21 protein-coding genes are annotated in these 18,983 nt (G+C 64.2%); 2 read left to right on the top strand and 19 right to left on the bottom strand.

All coding sequences use genetic code 11. The features are described from left to right. Positions 1–17: 17 nt before the first annotated feature. Genes U5817_RS05665 through U5817_RS05655 form a run of 3 tightly spaced genes read right to left on the bottom strand, consistent with a single transcriptional unit; the run spans position 18 to position 2,087 of the window. On the bottom strand, positions 18–548 hold the full coding sequence (locus tag U5817_RS05665) for a hemerythrin domain-containing protein (protein WP_407279988.1): 531 nt from the start codon (positions 546–548) through the stop codon (positions 18–20). After that, complete coding sequence (locus U5817_RS05660; RefSeq protein ID WP_407279987.1) at positions 545–943, bottom strand: SirB2 family protein; 399 nt, start codon at positions 941–943, stop codon at positions 545–547. Before U5817_RS05660 ends, U5817_RS05665 begins: the two co-directional genes overlap by 4 nt. 4 nt (positions 944–947) lie before the next feature. Further along, positions 948–2,087, bottom strand: coding sequence for an NnrS family protein (locus tag U5817_RS05655; protein ID WP_407279986.1), 1,140 nt, complete (start codon positions 2,085–2,087; stop codon positions 948–950). A 187-nt stretch (positions 2,088–2,274) separates the two neighbouring features. Here U5817_RS05655 and U5817_RS05650 point away from each other — a divergent pair, with 187 nt between their 5' ends. Beyond that, positions 2,275–2,961 carry a Crp/Fnr family transcriptional regulator gene (locus U5817_RS05650; RefSeq protein WP_169125073.1) on the top strand — a complete coding sequence of 229 codons (687 nt, stop codon included), beginning with the start codon at positions 2,275–2,277 and terminating at the stop codon, positions 2,959–2,961. Positions 2,962–3,075: 114 nt separating this feature from the next. Here U5817_RS05650 and U5817_RS05645 read toward each other — a convergent pair whose 3' ends face one another. Together U5817_RS05645 and U5817_RS05640 are read right to left on the bottom strand one after the other, a co-directional pair. Continuing rightward, positions 3,076–4,713, bottom strand: coding sequence for a PHA/PHB synthase family protein (locus U5817_RS05645; RefSeq protein ID WP_407281025.1), 1,638 nt, complete (start codon positions 4,711–4,713; stop codon positions 3,076–3,078). A gap of 145 nt (positions 4,714–4,858) precedes the next feature. Continuing rightward, positions 4,859–6,268, bottom strand: coding sequence for an MBL fold metallo-hydrolase RNA specificity domain-containing protein (locus tag U5817_RS05640; protein WP_407279985.1), 1,410 nt, complete (start codon positions 6,266–6,268; stop codon positions 4,859–4,861). A gap of 144 nt (positions 6,269–6,412) precedes the next feature. On the opposite strand from U5817_RS05640, the gene U5817_RS05635 reads away from it, so the two are divergent. Continuing rightward, complete coding sequence (locus tag U5817_RS05635) at positions 6,413–6,856, top strand: universal stress protein (RefSeq protein ID WP_169125070.1); 444 nt, start codon at positions 6,413–6,415, stop codon at positions 6,854–6,856. 63 nt (positions 6,857–6,919) lie between these two features. Here U5817_RS05635 and U5817_RS05630 read toward each other — a convergent pair whose 3' ends face one another. The 14 genes from U5817_RS05630 to U5817_RS05565 all read right to left on the bottom strand — a co-directional run bounded on the left by U5817_RS05630 (position 6,920) and on the right by U5817_RS05565 (position 18,963). Then, positions 6,920–7,156, bottom strand: a complete 237-nt coding sequence (locus U5817_RS05630) for a hypothetical protein (protein WP_169125069.1) — start codon at positions 7,154–7,156, stop codon at positions 6,920–6,922. 23 nt (positions 7,157–7,179) lie between these two features. Further along, a complete protein-coding gene (locus U5817_RS05625; RefSeq protein WP_407279984.1) occupies positions 7,180–7,695 on the bottom strand; it encodes a FixH family protein in 516 nt (171 codons plus the stop codon). A gap of 14 nt (positions 7,696–7,709) precedes the next feature. Further along, complete coding sequence (ccoG, locus tag U5817_RS05620; RefSeq protein WP_407279983.1) at positions 7,710–9,140, bottom strand: cytochrome c oxidase accessory protein CcoG; 1,431 nt, start codon at positions 9,138–9,140, stop codon at positions 7,710–7,712. A 98-nt stretch (positions 9,141–9,238) separates the two neighbouring features. After that, complete coding sequence (ccoP, locus tag U5817_RS05615; RefSeq protein ID WP_407279982.1) at positions 9,239–10,144, bottom strand: cytochrome-c oxidase, cbb3-type subunit III; 906 nt, start codon at positions 10,142–10,144, stop codon at positions 9,239–9,241. Between the two features lie 2 nt (positions 10,145–10,146). Further along, positions 10,147–10,326, bottom strand: coding sequence for a cbb3-type cytochrome c oxidase subunit 3 (locus U5817_RS05610; protein WP_169125065.1), 180 nt, complete (start codon positions 10,324–10,326; stop codon positions 10,147–10,149). A 17-nt stretch (positions 10,327–10,343) separates the two neighbouring features. Continuing rightward, positions 10,344–10,976, bottom strand: coding sequence for a cytochrome-c oxidase, cbb3-type subunit II (gene ccoO, locus U5817_RS05605; protein ID WP_169125064.1), 633 nt, complete (start codon positions 10,974–10,976; stop codon positions 10,344–10,346). A gap of 15 nt (positions 10,977–10,991) precedes the next feature. Continuing rightward, positions 10,992–12,416 carry a cytochrome-c oxidase, cbb3-type subunit I gene (gene ccoN, locus U5817_RS05600; protein ID WP_169125063.1) on the bottom strand — a complete coding sequence of 475 codons (1,425 nt, stop codon included), beginning with the start codon at positions 12,414–12,416 and terminating at the stop codon, positions 10,992–10,994. A gap of 91 nt (positions 12,417–12,507) precedes the next feature. Beyond that, on the bottom strand, positions 12,508–12,759 hold the full coding sequence (locus tag U5817_RS05595) for a hypothetical protein (RefSeq protein WP_407279981.1): 252 nt from the start codon (positions 12,757–12,759) through the stop codon (positions 12,508–12,510). 46 nt (positions 12,760–12,805) lie between these two features. Then, positions 12,806–13,009: a cbb3-type cytochrome oxidase assembly protein CcoS gene (gene ccoS / locus U5817_RS05590; protein ID WP_169125061.1), complete on the bottom strand. Its 204-nt coding sequence runs from the start codon at positions 13,007–13,009 to the stop codon at positions 12,806–12,808. Between the two features lie 6 nt (positions 13,010–13,015). Further along, positions 13,016–15,496: a heavy metal translocating P-type ATPase gene (locus tag U5817_RS05585; RefSeq protein ID WP_407279980.1), complete on the bottom strand. Its 2,481-nt coding sequence runs from the start codon at positions 15,494–15,496 to the stop codon at positions 13,016–13,018. Between the two features lie 181 nt (positions 15,497–15,677). Beyond that, positions 15,678–16,445, bottom strand: a complete 768-nt coding sequence (locus U5817_RS05580) for a 3-hydroxyacyl-CoA dehydrogenase (protein WP_407279979.1) — start codon at positions 16,443–16,445, stop codon at positions 15,678–15,680. 94 nt (positions 16,446–16,539) lie between these two features. Beyond that, complete coding sequence (locus tag U5817_RS05575) at positions 16,540–17,079, bottom strand: CoA pyrophosphatase (protein WP_339380015.1); 540 nt, start codon at positions 17,077–17,079, stop codon at positions 16,540–16,542. A gap of 90 nt (positions 17,080–17,169) precedes the next feature. After that, on the bottom strand, positions 17,170–17,829 hold the full coding sequence (locus tag U5817_RS05570) for a TIGR02281 family clan AA aspartic protease (RefSeq protein ID WP_407279978.1): 660 nt from the start codon (positions 17,827–17,829) through the stop codon (positions 17,170–17,172). A 102-nt stretch (positions 17,830–17,931) separates the two neighbouring features. Next, the gene (locus tag U5817_RS05565; protein WP_407279977.1) at positions 17,932–18,963 is read right to left on the bottom strand and encodes a sensor histidine kinase; all 1,032 of its coding nucleotides are present in this window, start codon (positions 18,961–18,963) and stop codon (positions 17,932–17,934) included. Positions 18,964–18,983 lie beyond the last annotated feature (20 nt).

Below are 18,983 nucleotides of genomic sequence, written 5' to 3'. Positions count from 1 at the left end.
CCCGTCGCCCTCGGCCGTTATTGACGCCGTCGCGCAGTCATCGTGCCGGACAGGGCGGCGATGTCTTCTTCGGACAGCAGATTGCGCGCAATTGGCAACAGCTCGCCCTCCTCGCGCTGAATGTGGCGGCGATAGGCATCCGCGAACGCGTCGACGTCCGCCGGTGTGAGATCGGTCGCTTCCCCGGCGGCAATGCGCTCAAGACGCGTGCGCATCCGCGCCCAGCCGGCAAAGAGCTTCTGGTGATCCGCCAGGATCCAGTCGATGAGCGTGCCGAGTTCGGCACGCCGGGCCTCATCGGCACGCGCGCGCAGGACGGGGAAAAGGTCGTCCTCCTCGTCCTGATGATGCTTGACGGCAGCGACGTCGAAGTAACGCATCACGTTGGCGGCAGCCTGCTGCGCCTGCTTGTCCGGACCATGCTCCGGCAGCCATGCGGCGAGCCGTGCCAGGGTCGCAAGCTGCGCCTGCAGGCGCTCATGGCAGGCCTCGAGCATCTCGAGAGGCGTCTCGAAACCGGGCGAGGAAGGGATCAGCGAATCGGTCATTGGAACACTCCGGCATACGCGAGGAATCCTGCCGGGTGCTTGCTCAGTGCCACCGACACGATCCATGAAAAAACAAGCAGGGCCGCCAGCAGCGCCATTACCCGGACGCGCATGGTGCGTCCCCAGCGCAGCGCGGTCGCGCCAAGAAGAATATAGACGACAAGCGCGACGACCTTGGCGGTGACCCACGGCGCGACGAAGGGGTAATGGCCGCTCATCGTCGCCAGCGTGATCGCGCTGCCGAGAAACACCGTGTCGATCACATGCGGCAGAGTGCGCGTGACGCGGTGATCCACCAGGGGGCTGCGCAGCAGCATCCACATGCCCTGCAGCAGGAAGCCGCTGATGCTCAGGATCGCACACAGGATGTGCAGGTGCTTGATCGCCGGGTACATGCGCTCAACCCGGACGCCCGTCGCTGCGCGGGCGCCAGTAGATCGGCAGATAGCGCGTTGCCCAGGCGCCGAACACGCCCAGCCAACCGAGCACAGCCAGCAGCATGACGAGCGCCGACCAGCCTGCGGGGACGAGCTCAGCCGTGATCCGCACGACGACGACGAGTTCGAGACCGAGGAAAAGTCCCCAAGTCAGGCGATCTGCTGCGAGCTTGCGACCCGAATGCCCGAGGGTGACCCGCGACACCATCGCCATCAGGACGGACCCGAAGAATCCGACACCCAGCGCATGCAGCGGGGCCATGCCCAGCATGTTGTACCCGAGCAGCGAGGCCGCGCTCTGGATCGCGAAGAGGGTCAGCGCGATTCCCAGCCACAGAAAGCCGATGTGGAGCATCCCCAGCAGGGGCACCTTCATCGCCGGCACCGGCCGCCACTGCCGCGACAGCCACAGGGCCGCGACCGCGGCGGGTGCATCCGCGATCCAGCGCAGCGACAACCATCCCGCGACGTCGAACACGGCATGCATGACGCTGCCCCCGACGACCAGCACCAGAACCCACAGCGGACGCACCATGACGTAGGACGGGATCACGCCGCTGGAAAAGAAGGGCACCATGCGATGGCACACACTGAAGAACACCGGCAACAGCGAGCAGAACACCGCAAGCTCGATCGCAATACGCGCCCAGACCGGATCGCCGCTCAGCGCAAAACCGAGCCAGGCAAGTACGGCAACCATTCCGGCGATCATCGCGTAGCACACCACGCGAGCATGCAGGGCCTCCAGATCGCCATGATGCGCGACCTGCCACAGGATGCGCTGCATCCCGCCCCATCCGGCAAGCACGAGCACCAAGCCCGCCATGGCAACGCCCGGCGCGATCATCCCCACCGTAACGAGGGCCCACCCGGCAGCGAGCAGGCGCCACGACCAGAGCCAGCGCCCCGCCGCAATCTCGTCGTATCCCTGCCAGCGTGGCATGGCGGTGAGGAGAAATCCGAACATGAACAGGGGGAAGACGCCGCCCGTCACGAGCAGGGCGTGCATCCACCCCGGGGGGAACACCCAGCCGATCGCAGGCAGCAGCCCCGCGCGGGCGCCGAGCTCGATGGCCCACAGCGCAAAGCTCACGAGAAGCATCACGGCGCCGGAAAGGAACAGTGTCCTGTGCGGCGCGACAAACAGCATCAAGGAGCCCGAAGCCGGCTTTGCTCGAGCCTGCGCCTTGTCCGTTGTCGCGCCCAACGGAGACAGTCGCCGAGGCACAGGATCGCGGCCCGTATTGGGTTGCGGGTTAGAATGCACGAGTTTCCCCACGGAGTCCGAAATGCCCAACCGTCCAGTCGATATCCCCGCCGCTCTGCGCCAGGTTTCTTTCTTCGGCGAACTGACCGCAGAGGAGATCGACCGTGTCGCCCGCTTCACCCGCGAACGCCATCTCGAGAAGGGCGAAATCCTGTTCCAGCGCGGCGATCCCGTGCACGGCTTCTACTACGTCGTTTCGGGTCAGATGAAGCTCGCCGTGTCGTCCGCGCAGGGCAACGAAAAAGTTGTCGAAATCATCAGCCCCATGCACACCTTCGGCGAGGCCGTGATGTTCCTCAACCGCCCGTACCCGGTGTTCGCCGAAGCCCTCACCACGACGCAGCTGCTGCACATCGGCCAGGCGGTGGTATCGGAACTGATCGACCAGGATCCGGGATTCGCACGCAAACTCCTCGCCGGCATGGCGATCCGCCTGCACGGCATGATCCAGGACGTCGAGACCTACTCCCTGCGCTCGAGCATGCAGCGGGTGATCGGCTACCTGCTGCAGCAGGTCGACGGCGAAAGCGACGGCGCCTGCGACATCGCCCTGCCGACAAGCAAGCAGGTCATCGCCTCGCGGCTCAATCTGACGCCCGAAACGCTGTCGCGGATTTTTCACGACCTGTCCGAAGCCGGACTCATCACGGTACACGGTAAACACATCTCCCTGCTGGACCCCGCCCGCCTGGCCCGCCATCAGGGCTGACCGGCACCGTCTGGCGGGGCTTTCGGGGGATTCTCTGTGCGCAGGCCGCGGGGCACCTTGACAGGGGTCAATCGGGGGTAGCGCCCCCGGCTCAGCCGTCGAGCCGGGATCGGATCAGCGCTCGAGCACGTATTGCCCCGGAGCCCGGGCAATCTCGGGAAAGGCCGCGGACGCGGCAGGGCGGGCGTCGACAAGCTCGCCGCAGCGCGGCTTGAGCCAGGCGACCCAGTCGTTCCACCAGCTGCCCTCATGCTCCTCGGCGTGCTTGCGCCAGTCGTCCGCCTTGTCCGTGCGTCGGGCCGCCGCGACCCAGTACTTGCGCCTGGGCGGATTCACCGGCGGGTTGACGATGCCAAGGATGTGGCCCGAGCTCGACAGCACGAAACGCCGCGGCCCGGTGACGATATTATTGACGCGATACGCCTGCGCCCACGGCGCGATGTGGTCGTCCTCGGCTCCCACGGCATACAGCGGCTGGACGATGCGGGACAGATCGATCGGCTGCCCCGAGATCGTCAGGCCATCCACCTCGATAAGGCGATTCTCGAGATAGAGCTCGCGCAGGTACCACGCATGCATTGCATAGGGCATGCGTGTGGCATCCATGTTCCAGTACAGCACATCGAAGGGCGCGGGCGCCTCGCCGTACAGCCAGCCGTGCACGACGTAGTGCCAGATCAGGCTGTTGGAACGGAGCAGGCGGAAGGCGGACGCCATTTCCTTGCCTTCGAGGAAGCCCTTGCGCGCCATGTTCTCGGAAAGGTAGCGGACGCTCGCCTCATCGATGAATACCTCGATATCCCCGGGCCGATGGAAGTCGACCAGCGTCGTGAACAGCGTCCAGTCGGCCACCGGCACCTCGTTCGGGGGGAAGCGGCGATTCGCCCACGCCATGTACATCGCCAGCGCCGTGCCGCCGATACAGTAGCCGACAGCATGCACCTTGGCTGCGCCGGTGAAGCTGCGCGCCGTTTCGACGATCGCCTGGACGCCCTCCTCCAGATAGGCATCGAAGGTGACGTCGCGCATCGACTGATCGGGGTTCTTCCAGCTCGTGATGAACACGTCCAGGCCCTGATCCAGCAGATAGCGGACCATGCTCTTCTTCGGCGTCAGATCGAGAATGTAGAACTTGTTGATCCATGGCGTGACGATCACGACTGGCTCGGCATGCACCTTCGGCTGCGTCGGCGCGTAGTGGATCACCTCCAGCAGCTGATTGCGGAACACGACCGTTCCCGCGGTCGTGCCCAGCGTGACCCCCACCTTGAAATCGCCCGGGCTGCTCAGGCGGATTTCGCCCGCCTCGAGGTCCGCGAGCATGTTGCGTACGCCTTCGGCGAGGCTCTCGCCCTTCGTCTCCATGGCCTTGCGGATGGCGACCGGATTGGTCCAGAAGAAATTGGTCGGCGCAACCGCGTTCAACCACTTCCGCCACCAGAACGCGGCCCGACGGCGCTCCTTGCTCGAGAGCCCCGGCGTGTCGAAGAGCATGTCCTGCATGTGGTGCGTGAACGCGAGGTACCACTCCTTGGTCAGATCCCAAGTTGCGGAATCGGTCCACACCGGATCGGCAAACCGCTCATCGTCAGCATTGGGAACGACAGGATCCTTGCTGGCCAGCCCCATCGCACGGCAGGCGGAATGCCATTGCAGGCGCCACAGGTCGCTCGAGAGCTCGACCATCCGTTCGGCAAGTTCCTGGGGGTGAGCAAGCCAGGCAAGCTGTGCATGCATGATCGGGGCAGCCATCCCGAGCGGATCGAGGGTCCCTTCGACGCTGTCGTGGATATCGCGAAGTGCGCGCCGCACGGCTCGCTGAGGATCTCCCGCACCACGCTTCCTGTTCGCAGTTCCGTTCTTCATGGCCCGACGCTCCCGCACGTCGCGATGACGCTCAAGTCAGACTATAACAGTGCCCCGCGGCCGGAACCGTGACATGCGGCCAGCCGAACCGCTCATCCACTGCATCCGCCAGCGCAGTTGCCGCCTGCAGCTCGCCATGCACGACAAACGTATGGCGTGGCGGCTGGACGAAATTCGCCAGCCATTCCAGCAACGCCGGCTGGTCGGCGTGGGCCGACAGCCCCCCTATGGTATGGACTGCGGCCCGCACCGGGATCCGCTCGCCGAACAGGGTGACCGCGCGGGCACCGTCAACCAGGCGCCTGCCCAGCGTGCCTGCCGCCTGGAAACCGCAGATCACGATGCTGCACTCGCTGCGGTCGATGTTGTAGCGCAGGTGATGCTTGATCCGCCCCGCCTCGCACATCCCGCTTGCCGAAATGATCACAAGCCCGGACCGTTCGTCATTCAGCGCCTTCGACTCTTCCACATCCTGAACGAACCTCAGGCGCATACGCTCGCCGTGGGCACGGATCCAGCCAAGCAGCTCGCGCGTTTCGTCGTCCCACAGCTCGTCGTAACGCAGCGTGAGCTCTGTCACTGCCGCCGCCATCGGCGAATCGACGACCACATCCAGCCCGTCCAGTTTGCCCTGACGCACCAGCCCCGCCAGCACGAACAGCATTTCCTGCGTGCGCCCTACAGCAAACGCCGGGATGATGACATTGCCCTTCCGGCGCTCGAGCGTGTCCTTGAGTATGGATACAAGCTCCCGTTCGGTTTCCGCCATCGCGCGGTGAGCGCGATTGCCGTATGTAGACTCCACAACAAGGAAGTCCGCCTCCGGAATCGGCGTAGGGTCGCGCAACACCGGCCTCGTCGGCTGCCCGAGGTCACCGCTGAAAACCACCTTGCGCACAGCGCTGCCGGATTCGATGTCGAGCTCGATCACCGCTGATCCCAGGATGTGGCCCGCGTCATGAAAGCGGCAACGGACCCCCGGGTGCGGCGTAAACTCTTCGCCGTATGCGACCTTGCGCAGGCTCGCCAGGCTCGCTCGTGCCTGATTGACGGTATACAGCGGAGCCGCCTCGTAGCCGCGGCGCAGATTGCGCTCGCGCTTGCCACGGTTGATCCACTCCGCCTCCTTTTCCATGATGTGCGCAGAATCGAGCAACATCACGCCGAGCAGGTCGACGGTGGCAGCCGTGGCGTAGATCTTTCCCCGGTAACCGAGCGACACCAGCCGCGGAATGAGGCCCGAATGATCGAGGTGGGCATGCGTCAGGAGTACGAAATCGATCCCGCGCAGATCGAAATCGAGGGCCCGCAGGTTCTTGCGGTCCGCGTCCCGTCCTCCCTGGAACAGGCCGCAGTCCACAAGGAAGGTGCCGCCGTCGTAGCGCAGGCGTGCGCAAGAGCCGGTCACTTCCCCGGCGGCGCCGAAAAATGTCAGTTCCATGCTGCCTCCCACGTGACATTGAATATCGGGAGCGACAGCGACGAAGATTGACGGGAATCAACCACCCGCAAGCGTTATCGTCGCTTTCACACGAGCGGGGTCGCTATAATCGATCTGTCCTCGCAAAACCTTGGGAGATGCACGATGTTCAAGCACATACTGGTCCCCACCGACGGCTCCCCGCTGTCCGAGAGCACCATCGCCCGCGCCGTTTCCTTCGCCAAGGACGCCGGGGCTCGCATCACGTTCTTCTATGCGCAACCCGACTTCCCGATGCCGATTTACGGTGAGGGGGCGTTGATCGATCCCACCACCCCGGAACAGTTCGGCAAGGCGGCAGCCGACGAGGCAAAACGCATCCTCGACGCAGCGAAGAGCGCAGCGGACGGAGCCGGCGTCACCGCGGACACCGACACCATCGTCAATGAAGTCCCCTATGAAGCGATCATCGACGCGGCCGAGCGTCACGGCTGCGACCTGATCTTCATGGCGTCGCACGGGCGCCGCGGCATCGCCGGCCTGCTTCTGGGCAGCGAGACGCAAAAAGTTCTCACCCACAGCAAGACCCCCGTCCTCGTTTACCGCTGACCTGCAGCTGGTCACTTGCGCCACGCGCATCGGGCGGCGCTGCTTCGCCGCCCGATGCCGATCTTACGCCTTACGGTTAAGCTCCGCGGCACCACGCTGAAAGAACAGCGTCAGCAGGCTGGACGCCGCGCCGACCAGCCAGAAACCGAAGAATCCGATCGAGTATGTGGCCGTCAGCGAGTAGTGCACCGGTTCGCCGAAGAGATAGAGCTCCTGCGGATCGATCACCGTGAAAAAGACGGCTTCGGCAAGCCCCGCCACCAGAAACGACGGCCACAACACCTGTATCCATTTAAGCATCGCGTTCCCCTGGGCGGCGGCAATCAGGACTTCGCCGGAACGATGCGGATCACGGACTCGGCGGGAATGTTCACCGACCCGTTCATGCGCCAGTTGCGCGACTCGTCCTCCACCTGCAGCAGCCACCGTCCCGCCGACAGCGGAGACAGCGGCGCCGCAAACACGCCGCCGTCTCGGCGCTTGAGCAAGACCACCTGATCCATCCCGCCGCGCGTCGGGTGGGAAATGGTCAGCACCACCGTAGGGGGCAACGGGACGTTGGCGGAGCTCGTGAGATCGAGCGTCACCTCCTCGGCGCGCAGGCGGACATCGGCCAGCAGCCCCAGTTCGGCCGCCTTGAGCGAACGCGCAATCGTTTTTTCGATCGCCTTGCCCTCCTGGTAATAGTCGTCGACGACGAGACCATCCCAGGTGCTGACGGCAAGCCACAGCGTGATCATTCCCGCAATCACGGCGATCGCAGGAATGGCGATCAGGAACCAGGGCCAGCCCTGCCGATACCAGGGCTCGAGTGTCTTGTGCATGTTTGCACTGCGCATGCGTGTACTCCTGATTAGCGCGGAAGGAGGAAAGTGGTGCGTTCCCGGACGGCAACTGCGGAGTCGCCGGGAACACCGAACTCGAAAACGATCTCGTGGCTGCCGGGCGCCGCAGCCTCGGGCGGCACCTGGACCTGCACGGTCACCGACTCGGTCATCGCCGGCTTGATCTCGAACTGCTGCGGACCTTCCAGCCGGATTCCCTCGAGCCCCGAGACACGCACGACGACCGGACGCGTGATCTCCTGCATGTTCATGATGCGCAGCTGATACACGTTCTCGATCAGCCCGCCCGCGACTTCGCGTGCCAGTGTTGCGCGGTCGCGGATCACGTCAACGCGCAGATCCGACCGCGTCGCAAGACTCCACATCGTCGCCAGCAGAATCAGAACGAGAACACCGCCGTAGATCAGCGTGCGGGGACGCATCACGTGCCGCAGGATCTCGCTCCGCCCCCAATGACGCCGCACGGCATTCTCGGTCGAATAGCGGATCAGGCCGCGCGGATACCCCATCTTGTCCATCACCTGATCGCAGCCGTCGATACAGGCGCCGCATCCGATGCACTCGTACTGGAGCCCCTGGCGGATATCGATACCTGTGGGGCACACCTGAACACAGATGCCGCAGTCGATACAGTCGCCAACACCGGCACTGCGGGGCTCCACCCCTTTGCGACGGCTTCCGCGCGGCTCACCCCGCTCCTCGTCATAGGTCACGACGAGCGTATCCGGATCGAACATCACGCTCTGGAAACGGGCATAGGGGCACATGTACTTGCACACCTGCTCGCGCAATACGCCCGCGAACAGGTAGGTGAAGCCGCCGTAGAACAGGATCCAGAAGATTTCCCACGGACCGAAGCCGAAGGTCGCGGCAGACTGCAACAACTCGTCTACCGGAGTGAAATAGGCGACGAGCGTGAACCCGGTCCACAGCGAGAACAGCCCCCAGACGGAAAATTTCGCCGCGCGCAGACCGATCTTCCGCGCGTCCATCGGAGCCGCCTCGAGCTTGCGGCGTTTGTTGTGGTCGCCTTCGATCTTCTCCTCGATCCACATGAAGATTTCCGTGTAGACCGTCTGCGGACAGGCGTATCCGCACCACAGGCGTCCCGCGATCGCGGTGAAGAAGAACAGGGCGTAGGCCGAGATGATGAGCAGGATCGCCAGATAGAACACGTCCTGCGGCCAGAAGACCCAGCCGAAGATGTAGAACTTGCGTTCGGTGAGATGAAACAGGACCGCCTGGCGGTCATTCCAGGTCAGCCACGGCAGTCCGTAATAGATGATCTGGGTCAGCCAGACGAGGGCCCAACGCCAGTTCGCGAAGACGCCCTTCACCGACCGGACGTGAATTTTCTGCCTGGCCGCATACAGATCGTCGCCTTGCTCGTCCCGAAGCTGCGATTTCGGGACCACGCGCACCCGTACCGGATCGCTCATTATCGCTATATCCGTATTTTCTGATTTACTGATTAGAATTTTCCCCGGGGCGAACCCCGGGGACTCGAGCAGCGGTGCAGCTAATTCAGGACTTCGACTTACTTAGCGGCAGCTTGGTTCGAGAGGCCATACACATACGAGGCCAGCAGGTGGACCTTGGCCTCGCCGAGGAACTCGCCGAATCCGGGCATGCGGTTGGTGCGACCGTTTTGCACGGTTTCCGTCATGACGGCCTCGGTCGAACCATACAGCCAGTCACCGTCGGTCAGGTTCGGAGCCCCCATCGCCTGGGTACCCTTCCCCTCGGGGCCGTGGCAGGCAACGCAGTTCTGCTGGAACAGCTCCGCCCCGCGCTGGGCGCGCAGCGAATCATGCGCCAGCCCCGACAACGAACGCACGTAGCTCACCACGTCCTTGACCCCTTCGGCGCCCAGCACGGGCCCGAACGGCGGCATCATGCCCATGCGCCCGCCGGTGATCGTGGTCTTGATCGTCTCGGCCTCGCCCCCCCAGTTCCATGCCTTGTCCGTTAGGTTCGGGAAACCCTTCGCACCGCGGGCGTCCGCGCCGTGACACTGCGCACAGTAGGTCACGAACAGGCGCTTGCCCGCGCCGCGCGCCTCCTCGTCGGCAGCGACCGCCGCCACGTCCATGCCCTGGTACTTGGCAAAGATCGGGGCGTAACGCTCCTCGGCCTGGCGCATCTCGGTCTCGTACTGACCGACCGCGCTCCAGCCGAGCACGCCCTTGGTATTGCCGAAGCCCGGATACATCGCCAGATAAGCCACGGCAAAGATCAGGGTGATCCAGAAAAGGTACAACCACCAACGCGGCAGCGGGTTGTTGTACTCGGCGAGGTTTTCGTCCCAAACGTGACCGTGCAGTTCGACCGGCCCGGTTTCCCGCTTGTTGTTCGACATGAGCACGAACAGGCAGAACAGCAGGCTCAGGCCCACTAGGCCCATCACATACGCGTTCCAGAAGCCGCTAATAAAGTCAGCCATTTTTATCCTTCCTTGCTGTGCCGGCCCCCCGGGAGGGCCGGCGCATCGTCATCGGTGAAGGGAAGTCGCGCCGCCTCCTCGAAGCCAGCCCGTGCGCTCCTGCTGTATGCCCATACGCAGATGGCGACGAAACACGCCAGGCCGAGCACGGTGACCAGTGACCGGAGATCGTTGATATCCACGGCGCTTCTCCTTTTCCTTACTTGAAGTTCGACAGTGCGATGCCCAGCCCCTGGAGGTAGGCAACGATGGCGTCCATTTCCGACTTGCCCTCGAGCGCGGCGCGCGCACCGGCGATTTGCTCGGCGGTGTAGGGGTGTCCCAGCGTCTGCAGCGCGCGCATCTTGTCCTCGATGTCGTCTGCCTTGACCGGACGCTGCAGCCACGGGAATGCGGGCATGTTCGACTCCGGCACGACATCGCGCGGATTGATCAGGTGCACCCGATGCCATTCATCCGAATAACGGCCGCCGACACGCGCGAGATCCGGACCGGTGCGCTTGGAGCCCCACTGGAACGGACGGTCGTAGATGTATTCGCCCGCGACCGAGTAGTGGCCGTAACGTTCAGTTTCCGCGCGGAAGGGGCGGATCATCTGCGAATGGCAGTTGTAGCAGCCTTCGCGCACGTAGATGTCGCGTCCCACCAGGCGCAGCGGTTCGTAGGGCTTCACGTCGAGCGGCTTGCCGGTACGGTCGATCGCCGTCGTCGTGGTCTTCTGGAAGAACAGCGGAACGATCTCGACGAGACCGCCGACGCTGACCGTCAGAAGGGTCAGCACGATCAGCCAGCCGACGCTGCGCTCGATGAATTCATGTTTCGATTGAGCCATGTTCTGTCTCTCCGATTAAGCGTGAGCGGCAGCGGGGGCGACCACGGGCGCCTCGTACGCCTTCTCGCCTGCCATCGTCTTGACCATGTTGTAGAACATGATGAGCATGCCGGTCAGGAACATCACCCCGCCTGCAAGGCGGATCGCCCAGAAGGGATAGCTCGCCTTCACGCTCTCGACAAAGGAATAGGTCAGCGTGCCGTCCGGGTTCGTCGCGCGCCACATCAGCCCCTGCATCACGCCGGCGATCCACATCGAGGCGATGTAGAGAACGATGCCGATCGTCGCGATCCAGAAGTGCGTGTTGATCAGCCCGACCGAGTACATCTGGGTCTTGCCGTACATGCGCGGGATCAGGTAGTACATCGAACCGATAGAGATCATCGCGACCCAGCCGAGCGCGCCCGAATGCACGTGACCGACGGTCCAGTCGGTGTAGTGCGACAGGGCATTGACCGTCTTGATCGACATCATCGGACCTTCGAAGGTCGACATGCCGTAGAAGGACAGCGCGGTGATCAGGAACTTGAGGATCGGATCGGTACGCAGCTTGTGCCATGCACCCGAAAGCGTCATCACGCCGTTGATCATGCCACCCCACGACGGCGCCAGCAGGATCAGCGAGAAGATCATGCCCACCGACTGGGTCCAGTCGGGCAGCGCCGTGTAGTGCAGGTGGTGCGGACCCGCCCACATGTAGGTGAAGATCAGCGCCCAGAAGTGCACCACCGACAGGCGATAGGAATACACCGGACGCTCGGCCTGCTTCGGCACGAAGTAGTACATCATGCCGAGGAAGCCCGCAGTCAGGAAGAAGCCCACTGCGTTGTGGCCGTACCACCACTGGATCATCGCGTCCTGCACGCCGGCGTAGGCCGAGTAGGACTTCGTCAGACTGACCGGCAGCGCGGCGCTATTGACGATGTGCAGCAGCGCGACCGTGAGGATGAAGCCGCCGAAGAACCAGTTCGCGACGTAGATGTGGCTGGTCTTGCGCTTGGCGATCGTGCCGAAGAACACGATTGCATACGACACCCACACCACTGCGATCAGGATGTCGATCGGCCATTCGAGCTCGGCATATTCCTTGCCGGACGTGAAGCCCAGCGGCAGGGAGATCGCCGCCAGCACGATCACCAGCTGCCAGCCCCAGAAGGTGAAGCTTGCGAGCCACGGTGCGAACAGCGGCGTATGACAGGTCCGCTGGACCACGAAATACGAGGTCGCGAACAGCGCACAACCGCCAAATGCAAAGATCACGGCGTTCGTATGGAGCGGACGCAGCCTGCCGAAATGCAGCCACTCGCCCAGATTGAGCTCGGGCCAGACAAGCTGCGCTGCGACGATCACCCCCACCAGCATGCCCACCACGCCCCACACCACTGTCATGATGGAGAACTGGCGGACGACGTTGTAGTTATAAGTCGCCTGCGATTGCATGGAACTCCCCTTGAGATGAAGAAAACTTCAGCACCAGTCCGGGAGAGCATGTGCAACGGCTCGCCACGGGCTCGTGACAACGGCCGACATTCTATTGCACTGCAGTAGTGGGTGAAAATACCCAATTACAAAAAAAACCTGTTGCCAGCATGGTTTTAATTACTGCATCATAGCCCATGCTTTCGGGCAAAAAAAAAGGGTGCGCATCAAGCGCACCCCCAACCCCAACAGAGAGACAAAAATTCCTAACGTGATTGGCGCGATCGAATCGCGACGCGCCAATCTCGAAAACCGTAGGAAAAGTATGCCAATCCTCCTTCTCCGGGGCGTTGACGTAGGTCAACAAACCCCGCTCGATGAGCGGAGGACGTGTTTCCCCACCATGGGGATCACTGTTTTCCGACCTGCGCGGGAGGGTCATCGGACTGTTCCGGTTTACGGCCTTCGGGCTGGTCGCGGTCGTCCATGAGCATGCGATAGGCGGGGCCTTCCATGTCATCGTACTGACCCGAGCGCAACGACCACCAGAAGATTACGCCGATCACGAACACCAGCACCACCGAAAGCGGCACGAGGATGTAAAGACTTTCCATATACGTTCAATTTACCCGGCGTTGATTCTGCAGGCGCAGGGCATTTAGCACGACAAGCAGCGAACTTCCCGCCATGCCTATACCGGCCATCCAGGGCGTGACCAGGCCCGCCATCGCGAGCGGGACCGAAGTGAAATTGTAGGCAAACGACCACCACAGGTTCTGCCGGATGACTTTCAGGGTGCGCCGGGCCAGATCCACGCCACGCCCCAGCCCCGCAAGGTTCTCGCTGAGCAGCACGATGTCGCCCTGGTTGCGGGCGAGTTCGGTCCCTCCGCCCATCGCCACCGAAACATGTGCCTGCGCGAGGACCGGCGCATCATTCACGCCGTCGCCGACCATGGCGACAATGGCTGACGGATCGGCCTGCAGTCCTGCGATGAAGTCCCGCTTACCCTGAGGCGTCATCCCTCCGTGCGCTTCATCCAGCCCCAGGCGTGCGGCGACCGCGGTCGCAACGGTTTGTGTGTCGCCGCTCAGCACGGTAGTGCGGACGCCTTCCGCGGCCAGCTTCGCGCACAGCTCGCCGGCCTCCGGACGCGGAGTGTCGGCCAGACGGAAAAGCCCCAGCCAGCCCCCCCGCCCGCCGAGCGCGACGACGGAACCGCCGCGACCCGACATCGCATCGAGACTCGGAGGCAGATCGCCGCCGAGATGCGCCGCCACGTAGTCGGGACGCCCCAGCCAGAAGCGCTCGCCCTCCACCGTTCCGGTGACCCCCTGTCCCGTCTCGGAAACGAGATCCCGGGCAACGGGGAGATCCGCGTCATCGACGGGACCGCGCAACGCCCGCGCAACCGGATGCTCGGAAGATTGCTCCAGCGCCGCGGCTATGGCCAGCAGCCGCCGGGCGTCGAGCTCGGCGAGCGGCAGCGTCTCCTCAAGCGTCAGCAGGCCCAGCGTCAGGGTGCCGGTCTTATCGAAGACGAAATGATTTGCGTTGGCAAGCGTCTCGATCGCATGGCCGCGGGTCACGAGCACCCCCATCCGCGCCAGCGCATCGGTCGCAACGGTGAGCGCAACGGGCGTTGCGAGCGACAGTGCGCACGGACATGCCACCACCAGCACCGACACGAACACCCACAGGGCACGTGACGGATCGACGAAATACCACACCACGCCGGTAATGCACGCGAGCACCAGCAAGGCGACGATGAACACGACGGCAACCCTGTCGGACTGCTGCGCGATCGCCGGCTTCTCGCTCGCAGCACGCTCCATCAGTCGCTGGATGGCCGCGAGACGGGTTGAATCGCCGGTCTGCTCCACCCGGATGGCCAGCGGGCTGGAGATGTTGATGCTCCCCCCCGTCACCTCGCTGCCGACCGACTTGGGCACCGGCAGGCTCTCCCCGGTGAGGAGCGCCTCGTTCGCATCGCTGCGGCCGTCGATCACGAAACCGTCGGCAGGTACAACCTCGCCGGGACGAACGCGCAAGACGTCGCCCACCGCGAGTTGCGACACGGGAACGCGCTCGCCGGTCAGAGACGGCCAGCCGGGAAGGCGCTCGGCGAAGGCAGGCAGCACCTTCCCCAGCTCCTCCACGCCGCGCACGGCCCGCTGCCGCGCAATCATTTCGAGATAGCGCCCGCACAGCAGGAAGAACACGAACATCGTCACCGAGTCGAAATAGACTTCGCCCCCGCTGGTCAGGGTTGCCCAGACACTCGCGATGAACGCGCTGCCCACCCCCAGCGCCACCGGGACGTCCATGCCCAAACGACGCAACCTGATATCACGCAGTGCACGCCGGAAGAACGGCGCAGCCGAGTACAGGACCACAGGCAGGGTCAGCACCAGGCTCGCCCAGCGCATCAGCAATTCGATGTCGGGCGTCAGGTCGCCTTCACCGGCGATGTACGCCGGGAAGGCATACATCATCACCTGCATCATGCCAAAGCCTGCAACGAACAGGCGCCACAGCATCGAGCGGCGTTCGCGTTGCGCGATCTGCTCGGAACGCTCCGCATCATAGGGATAGGCTCGGTAACCGATCGCCTGGATCGCCGCGAGGATGTCCGACAGCCGCGTCCGGCGCTCGTCCCAGCGCACTCGCGCACGCCGCGTCGCGTAATTGATATCGACCAGCGACACACCCGGCTGACGCGACACATGCTGCTCGTTCAGCCAGACGCAGGCTGCGCAGGTGATCCCCTCGAGGATCAGCGACGCCTCACGCTCGTGCTCGCCGACGGGCTCGACGAAGCTCTTCTGGAAGTCCGGATGGTCGAACAGCCCGAGCTCCTGCAATTCCGCCGGCAGGGCCTCCTTCTGCGGCTCCGGCATCGCGTCGCGGTGCCGATAGTAGTCGGTGAGCCCGTTATCGACGATCGATCGTGCGACCGCTTCGCAGCCCACGCAGCACATCCTCCGCTCGACGCCGTCGATCGCGACGTAGTGGCTGGATTGCGAGGGGACGGGCAGGCCGCAGTGGTAGCACTCCTCGACAGGAGATGCAGCAGGGAGAGCGTTTTCGGACGAAGTCATCGGGACGGGCGGAAGGGAGCCGGACAGGCAGCCGCTGCAGCGCAGCATGAAGCCGGGAGGATCGCACTTTTAGCACACTTCCCCGATCCCGACCAAGACCATCCCCGTGGGCCGCAAAAGCGCGGGGGGCGGCCGCAAACGGCTCGCCCCCCGGCTCCGGTCGCGAGGCCGGAACGTAAAATTACTTCGCTGTCATCCGGATCGCGCCGTCCAGGCGGATCGTCTCGCCGTTCAGGTAGGCGTTCTCGACGATGTGGCGTACGAGCGCCGCATACTCCGACGGACGTCCCATGCGCGACGGGAACGGCACGGTCTTGCCGAGCGAGTCCTGCACTTCCTGCGGCATGCCCATCAGCATCGGCGTCTCCATGATGCCCGGCGCGATCGTCATCACCCGGATGCCGTAGCGGGCGAGCTCGCGCGCGACCGGCAGCGTCAGTCCCACGACGCCGGCCTTGGACGCCGCATAGGCCGCCTGGCCGATCTGGCCGTCGTAGGCCGCAACGGACGCGGTGCTGACAATCACGCCACGCTCGCCCTCTTCGTTCGGAGCCGCCTTGCTCATCACGTCCGCAGCCAACCGCATCATGTTGAAGCTGCCGATCAGGTTGACGTTGATCGTACGGGCGAAGGTCTCGAGGCGGTGCGGGGCGTCGCGTCCGACCACCTTCTCTGCAGGGGCGATGCCGGCGCAATTCACAAGTCCGTGCAGCCTGCCGAACTCACCTACCGCGCGCTCGATCGCCGCCTTGGCGCTCTCCTCGCTGGTCACGTCGGTCTGCGCAAACACCACGTTTGCGCCGAGTTCCTTCGCGAGCGCTTCCCCTCCCTCGCGGTTGACGTCGGCAAGAACCACCTTGCCGCCTGCCGCCACGAGCATGCGCGCCGTTGCCGCGCCAAGACCGGAACCGCCGCCGGTCACCACGAATACGCTGTTTTCGATCTTCATGCCGAACTCCTCTCCATCGCCGTCCACATGCGGCGACACGGAGGCGCAAAATAATTGCAGTTGACGTCAACGTCAACTACCGCCGCCGGTCGCCCTACTCCCTCTCGCCCAGAAATCTGTACAGGGATACGAGGATTCCTGCCGTCGCACCCCAGATGAAGTACTCGCCATAGGGCATCGCGTAATACTCGCGCATCCTTCCCTGGTACTCCGCCCTGTGCTTCTGATGCCTGGCCGGATCGAGAAAATGTGCGAGGGGCACCTCGAACGCCTCGGCAACCTCGAAACTATCGAGCCTCAGATCAAAGGGCGGATGCACCAACCCGACCACCGGCGTGATGCGGAACCCCGTGCCGGTGCGGTATTCCGGGAGCTCCCCGAGCAACTCGACACAATCGGGGTCCAGACCGATCTCCTCCTCCGTCTCGCGTAGCGCCGTCATCACCGCCGAAACGTCGGTCTCCTCCACCCTTCCGCCGGGAAAACTGATCTGCCCGGGATGATGGTGCAGGTGATCCGTGCGGCGCGTCAGCAGCACTGTCAGGGCCTCCGCGCGCGCGACGACCGGCACGAGCACCGCCGCCGGCCTCAGGTTCGTTACCGGCGGGCTGCCATCCTCGTGCACCGGTTCGATCGGCCGCGCCTCGGTGAATTGCCGACGCAACCACTCCGCATCCCGGAATTCACCCGAACGCACGCCTTCCCTCTCTGTCACGCCCACCTCTCAGAACCGTTTGCGCAGCGTCAGGCGATCGCCTTCGCGCTGCATGTCCATGCGACTGAGGAAACTCATCCCGAGCAGCACGAACGGAAGGTCGTTCTCGTGAATCAGCCCGTCGACGCCGTGCAAGGTGACGTCGCCGACGCGCACGGTATCCAGCCTCACCTTCCACACGCGCGCCGGGCCGCTGGCCGTCTGGCTCACACCTCCCGTACCCTTGCGATAGTCGATTCCGGCACGACGCGCGTCCGATGCGCCCATCGAAACCATGCTCGCGCCCGTATCCACGAGGAAGCGGACCGATGCACCGTTGATGCTGCCGCTGGAAAAATGGTGTCCACGCGCATCCGCAACGAGACTGACCGCCGCCGCACCGCTCTGGTCGCCGGCACCGCTGCGGACCGGGCCGGCGCCCAGCGCCACCCTCTGCCTCTTTCCTCCGATCTCGACGACCGCCGCACCCTCGGCCACCTCGATCAGCCGCAGTCCGTCGCGGGTCTGCTCGCCTACCGCCAGCGTACGGGGAGCACCACTGTCCACGACCAGCACCGCCTTCCTGCCGAAAAGGCCGACCAGCTCCACATCCGCCGCCAGCGCCACGTGCGACGCCACAATGGCGACGACCATGAACGACATCCGAAACAACATGACCAGTCCGACCATCTTCCACCTACCGGATTTGACCCCCACCCGTGCGCCCTATTGCGCGCACGCCTCGACCGATCAGCCTACCTTTTCGCCTCCCGACTGCCAAATCGCGAAGCCTCACGCCACCTGAGCGACTGCGCGCGCGCCCCGCAACGGCACGCACACCTTGACGACGAACAGGTTGTCGCGAGCGGAGATATGCAGCGTTCCCTCCGCATCGAAATACAGCCCGAGTCGCTCCTCGATATTCGCCAGCGCAATCCTGTTTCCCGAAGGCACCGGCGACTCGCCGCCACAGGTCGAGTTGGTGACCTCGATGACCAACTCGCTCACCCCCGCGCGGATCGATACGTGCACATCGCCACCGGCGGAAAATGGCTCGACCCCGTAACGCACAGCGTTCTCGAGCAGGGGTTGCAGGACCAGGATCGGGACATTCACCGACACTGGCGCACCCTCGCGATCCCAATGCACCCGCAAGCGCTCCCCAAGACGCAACTGCTCGATCTGCAGATACGCCTCGGCAAGGCGGATCTCGTCGGCGAGCGGAACGAGGGAGCGACTGTCTTTGAGCAGGGCACGGAAGAGGTCCGACATGTCGAGCAGCACCTGTTCGGCCAGACGCGGATCCTGCCTCACCAGCGAAACCGCCGTATTCAGGCTGTTGAACAGGAAATGCGGCCGGATGCGCGACTGCAGCGCGATCAGGCGCGCCTTCGCGAGCGCTGGCGATAGCACCCGCTGACGCCAGTTGAAGTAGCCCAGGATCACCCCCGCGAGAAGACCGGCGATCGCGGCAGACTTCAGCACCGCCCCCCAGGGAACCACGCTCACCCAGGCATGGAAGGCGAGATCCAGCCCGCCGGCGACGATCGCAGCGACGGCCACGACAGCGCCCACGCCACGCCGGTAGGGAATTCGTGCGAGAAGGGGCGAAAACAGGAACAACAACAGCACGATCGCCAGCAGAGCCAGCTCGAACGGCAGTGCCGCCCCCCCGATCCCCTTCAGGGCCTCGATCACATCCGGGGAGTGGGCCGCAAGCGCTACGAGATTTGCGGCCTCGGCGATGACGAGGATGCGCAACAGCACGCCCAGATTGCGAAAATCCGGAAGGGTCACGACGTCGTGCGATGGTGGGCTGTCCAACGAAATCAAGCTCCGCAAGA

Origin of the sequence: Aromatoleum evansii (genome assembly GCF_045689615.1) — a bacterium.
GTDB classification, from domain to species: Bacteria; Pseudomonadota; Gammaproteobacteria; order Burkholderiales; family Rhodocyclaceae; genus Aromatoleum; species Aromatoleum evansii.
The sequence above is the reverse complement of the archived record's forward strand: the minus strand, read 5'-3'. Positions and strand labels throughout refer to the sequence as shown.

What these genes read in the sequence shown, in the direction of transcription:
- U5817_RS05665 (WP_407279988.1), bottom strand. Translation starts at nt 548, where the DNA reads ATGACCGATTCGCTGATCCCTTCCTCGCCCGGTTTCGAGACGCCTCTC.
- U5817_RS05660 (WP_407279987.1), bottom strand. Translation starts at nt 943, where the DNA reads ATGTACCCGGCGATCAAGCACCTGCACATCCTGTGTGCGATCCTGAGC.
- U5817_RS05655 (WP_407279986.1), bottom strand. Translation starts at nt 2,087, where the DNA reads ATGCTTCTCGTGAGCTTTGCGCTGTGGGCCATCGAGCTCGGCGCCCGC.
- U5817_RS05650 (WP_169125073.1), top strand. Translation starts at nt 2,275, where the DNA reads ATGCCCAACCGTCCAGTCGATATCCCCGCCGCTCTGCGCCAGGTTTCT.
- U5817_RS05645 (WP_407281025.1), bottom strand. Translation starts at nt 4,713, where the DNA reads ATGGCTGCCCCGATCATGCATGCACAGCTTGCCTGGCTTGCTCACCCC.
- U5817_RS05640 (WP_407279985.1), bottom strand. Translation starts at nt 6,268, where the DNA reads ATGGAACTGACATTTTTCGGCGCCGCCGGGGAAGTGACCGGCTCTTGC.
- U5817_RS05635 (WP_169125070.1), top strand. Translation starts at nt 6,413, where the DNA reads ATGTTCAAGCACATACTGGTCCCCACCGACGGCTCCCCGCTGTCCGAG.
- U5817_RS05630 (WP_169125069.1), bottom strand. Translation starts at nt 7,156, where the DNA reads ATGCTTAAATGGATACAGGTGTTGTGGCCGTCGTTTCTGGTGGCGGGG.
- U5817_RS05625 (WP_407279984.1), bottom strand. Translation starts at nt 7,695, where the DNA reads ATGCGCAGTGCAAACATGCACAAGACACTCGAGCCCTGGTATCGGCAG.
- ccoG (WP_407279983.1), bottom strand. Translation starts at nt 9,140, where the DNA reads ATGAGCGATCCGGTACGGGTGCGCGTGGTCCCGAAATCGCAGCTTCGG.
- ccoP (WP_407279982.1), bottom strand. Translation starts at nt 10,144, where the DNA reads ATGGCTGACTTTATTAGCGGCTTCTGGAACGCGTATGTGATGGGCCTA.
- ccoO (WP_169125064.1), bottom strand. Translation starts at nt 10,976, where the DNA reads ATGGCTCAATCGAAACATGAATTCATCGAGCGCAGCGTCGGCTGGCTG.
- ccoN (WP_169125063.1), bottom strand. Translation starts at nt 12,416, where the DNA reads ATGCAATCGCAGGCGACTTATAACTACAACGTCGTCCGCCAGTTCTCC.
- ccoS (WP_169125061.1), bottom strand. Translation starts at nt 13,009, where the DNA reads ATGGAAAGTCTTTACATCCTCGTGCCGCTTTCGGTGGTGCTGGTGTTC.
- U5817_RS05585 (WP_407279980.1), bottom strand. Translation starts at nt 15,496, where the DNA reads ATGACTTCGTCCGAAAACGCTCTCCCTGCTGCATCTCCTGTCGAGGAG.
- U5817_RS05580 (WP_407279979.1), bottom strand. Translation starts at nt 16,445, where the DNA reads ATGAAGATCGAAAACAGCGTATTCGTGGTGACCGGCGGCGGTTCCGGT.
- U5817_RS05570 (WP_407279978.1), bottom strand. Translation starts at nt 17,829, where the DNA reads ATGGTCGGACTGGTCATGTTGTTTCGGATGTCGTTCATGGTCGTCGCC.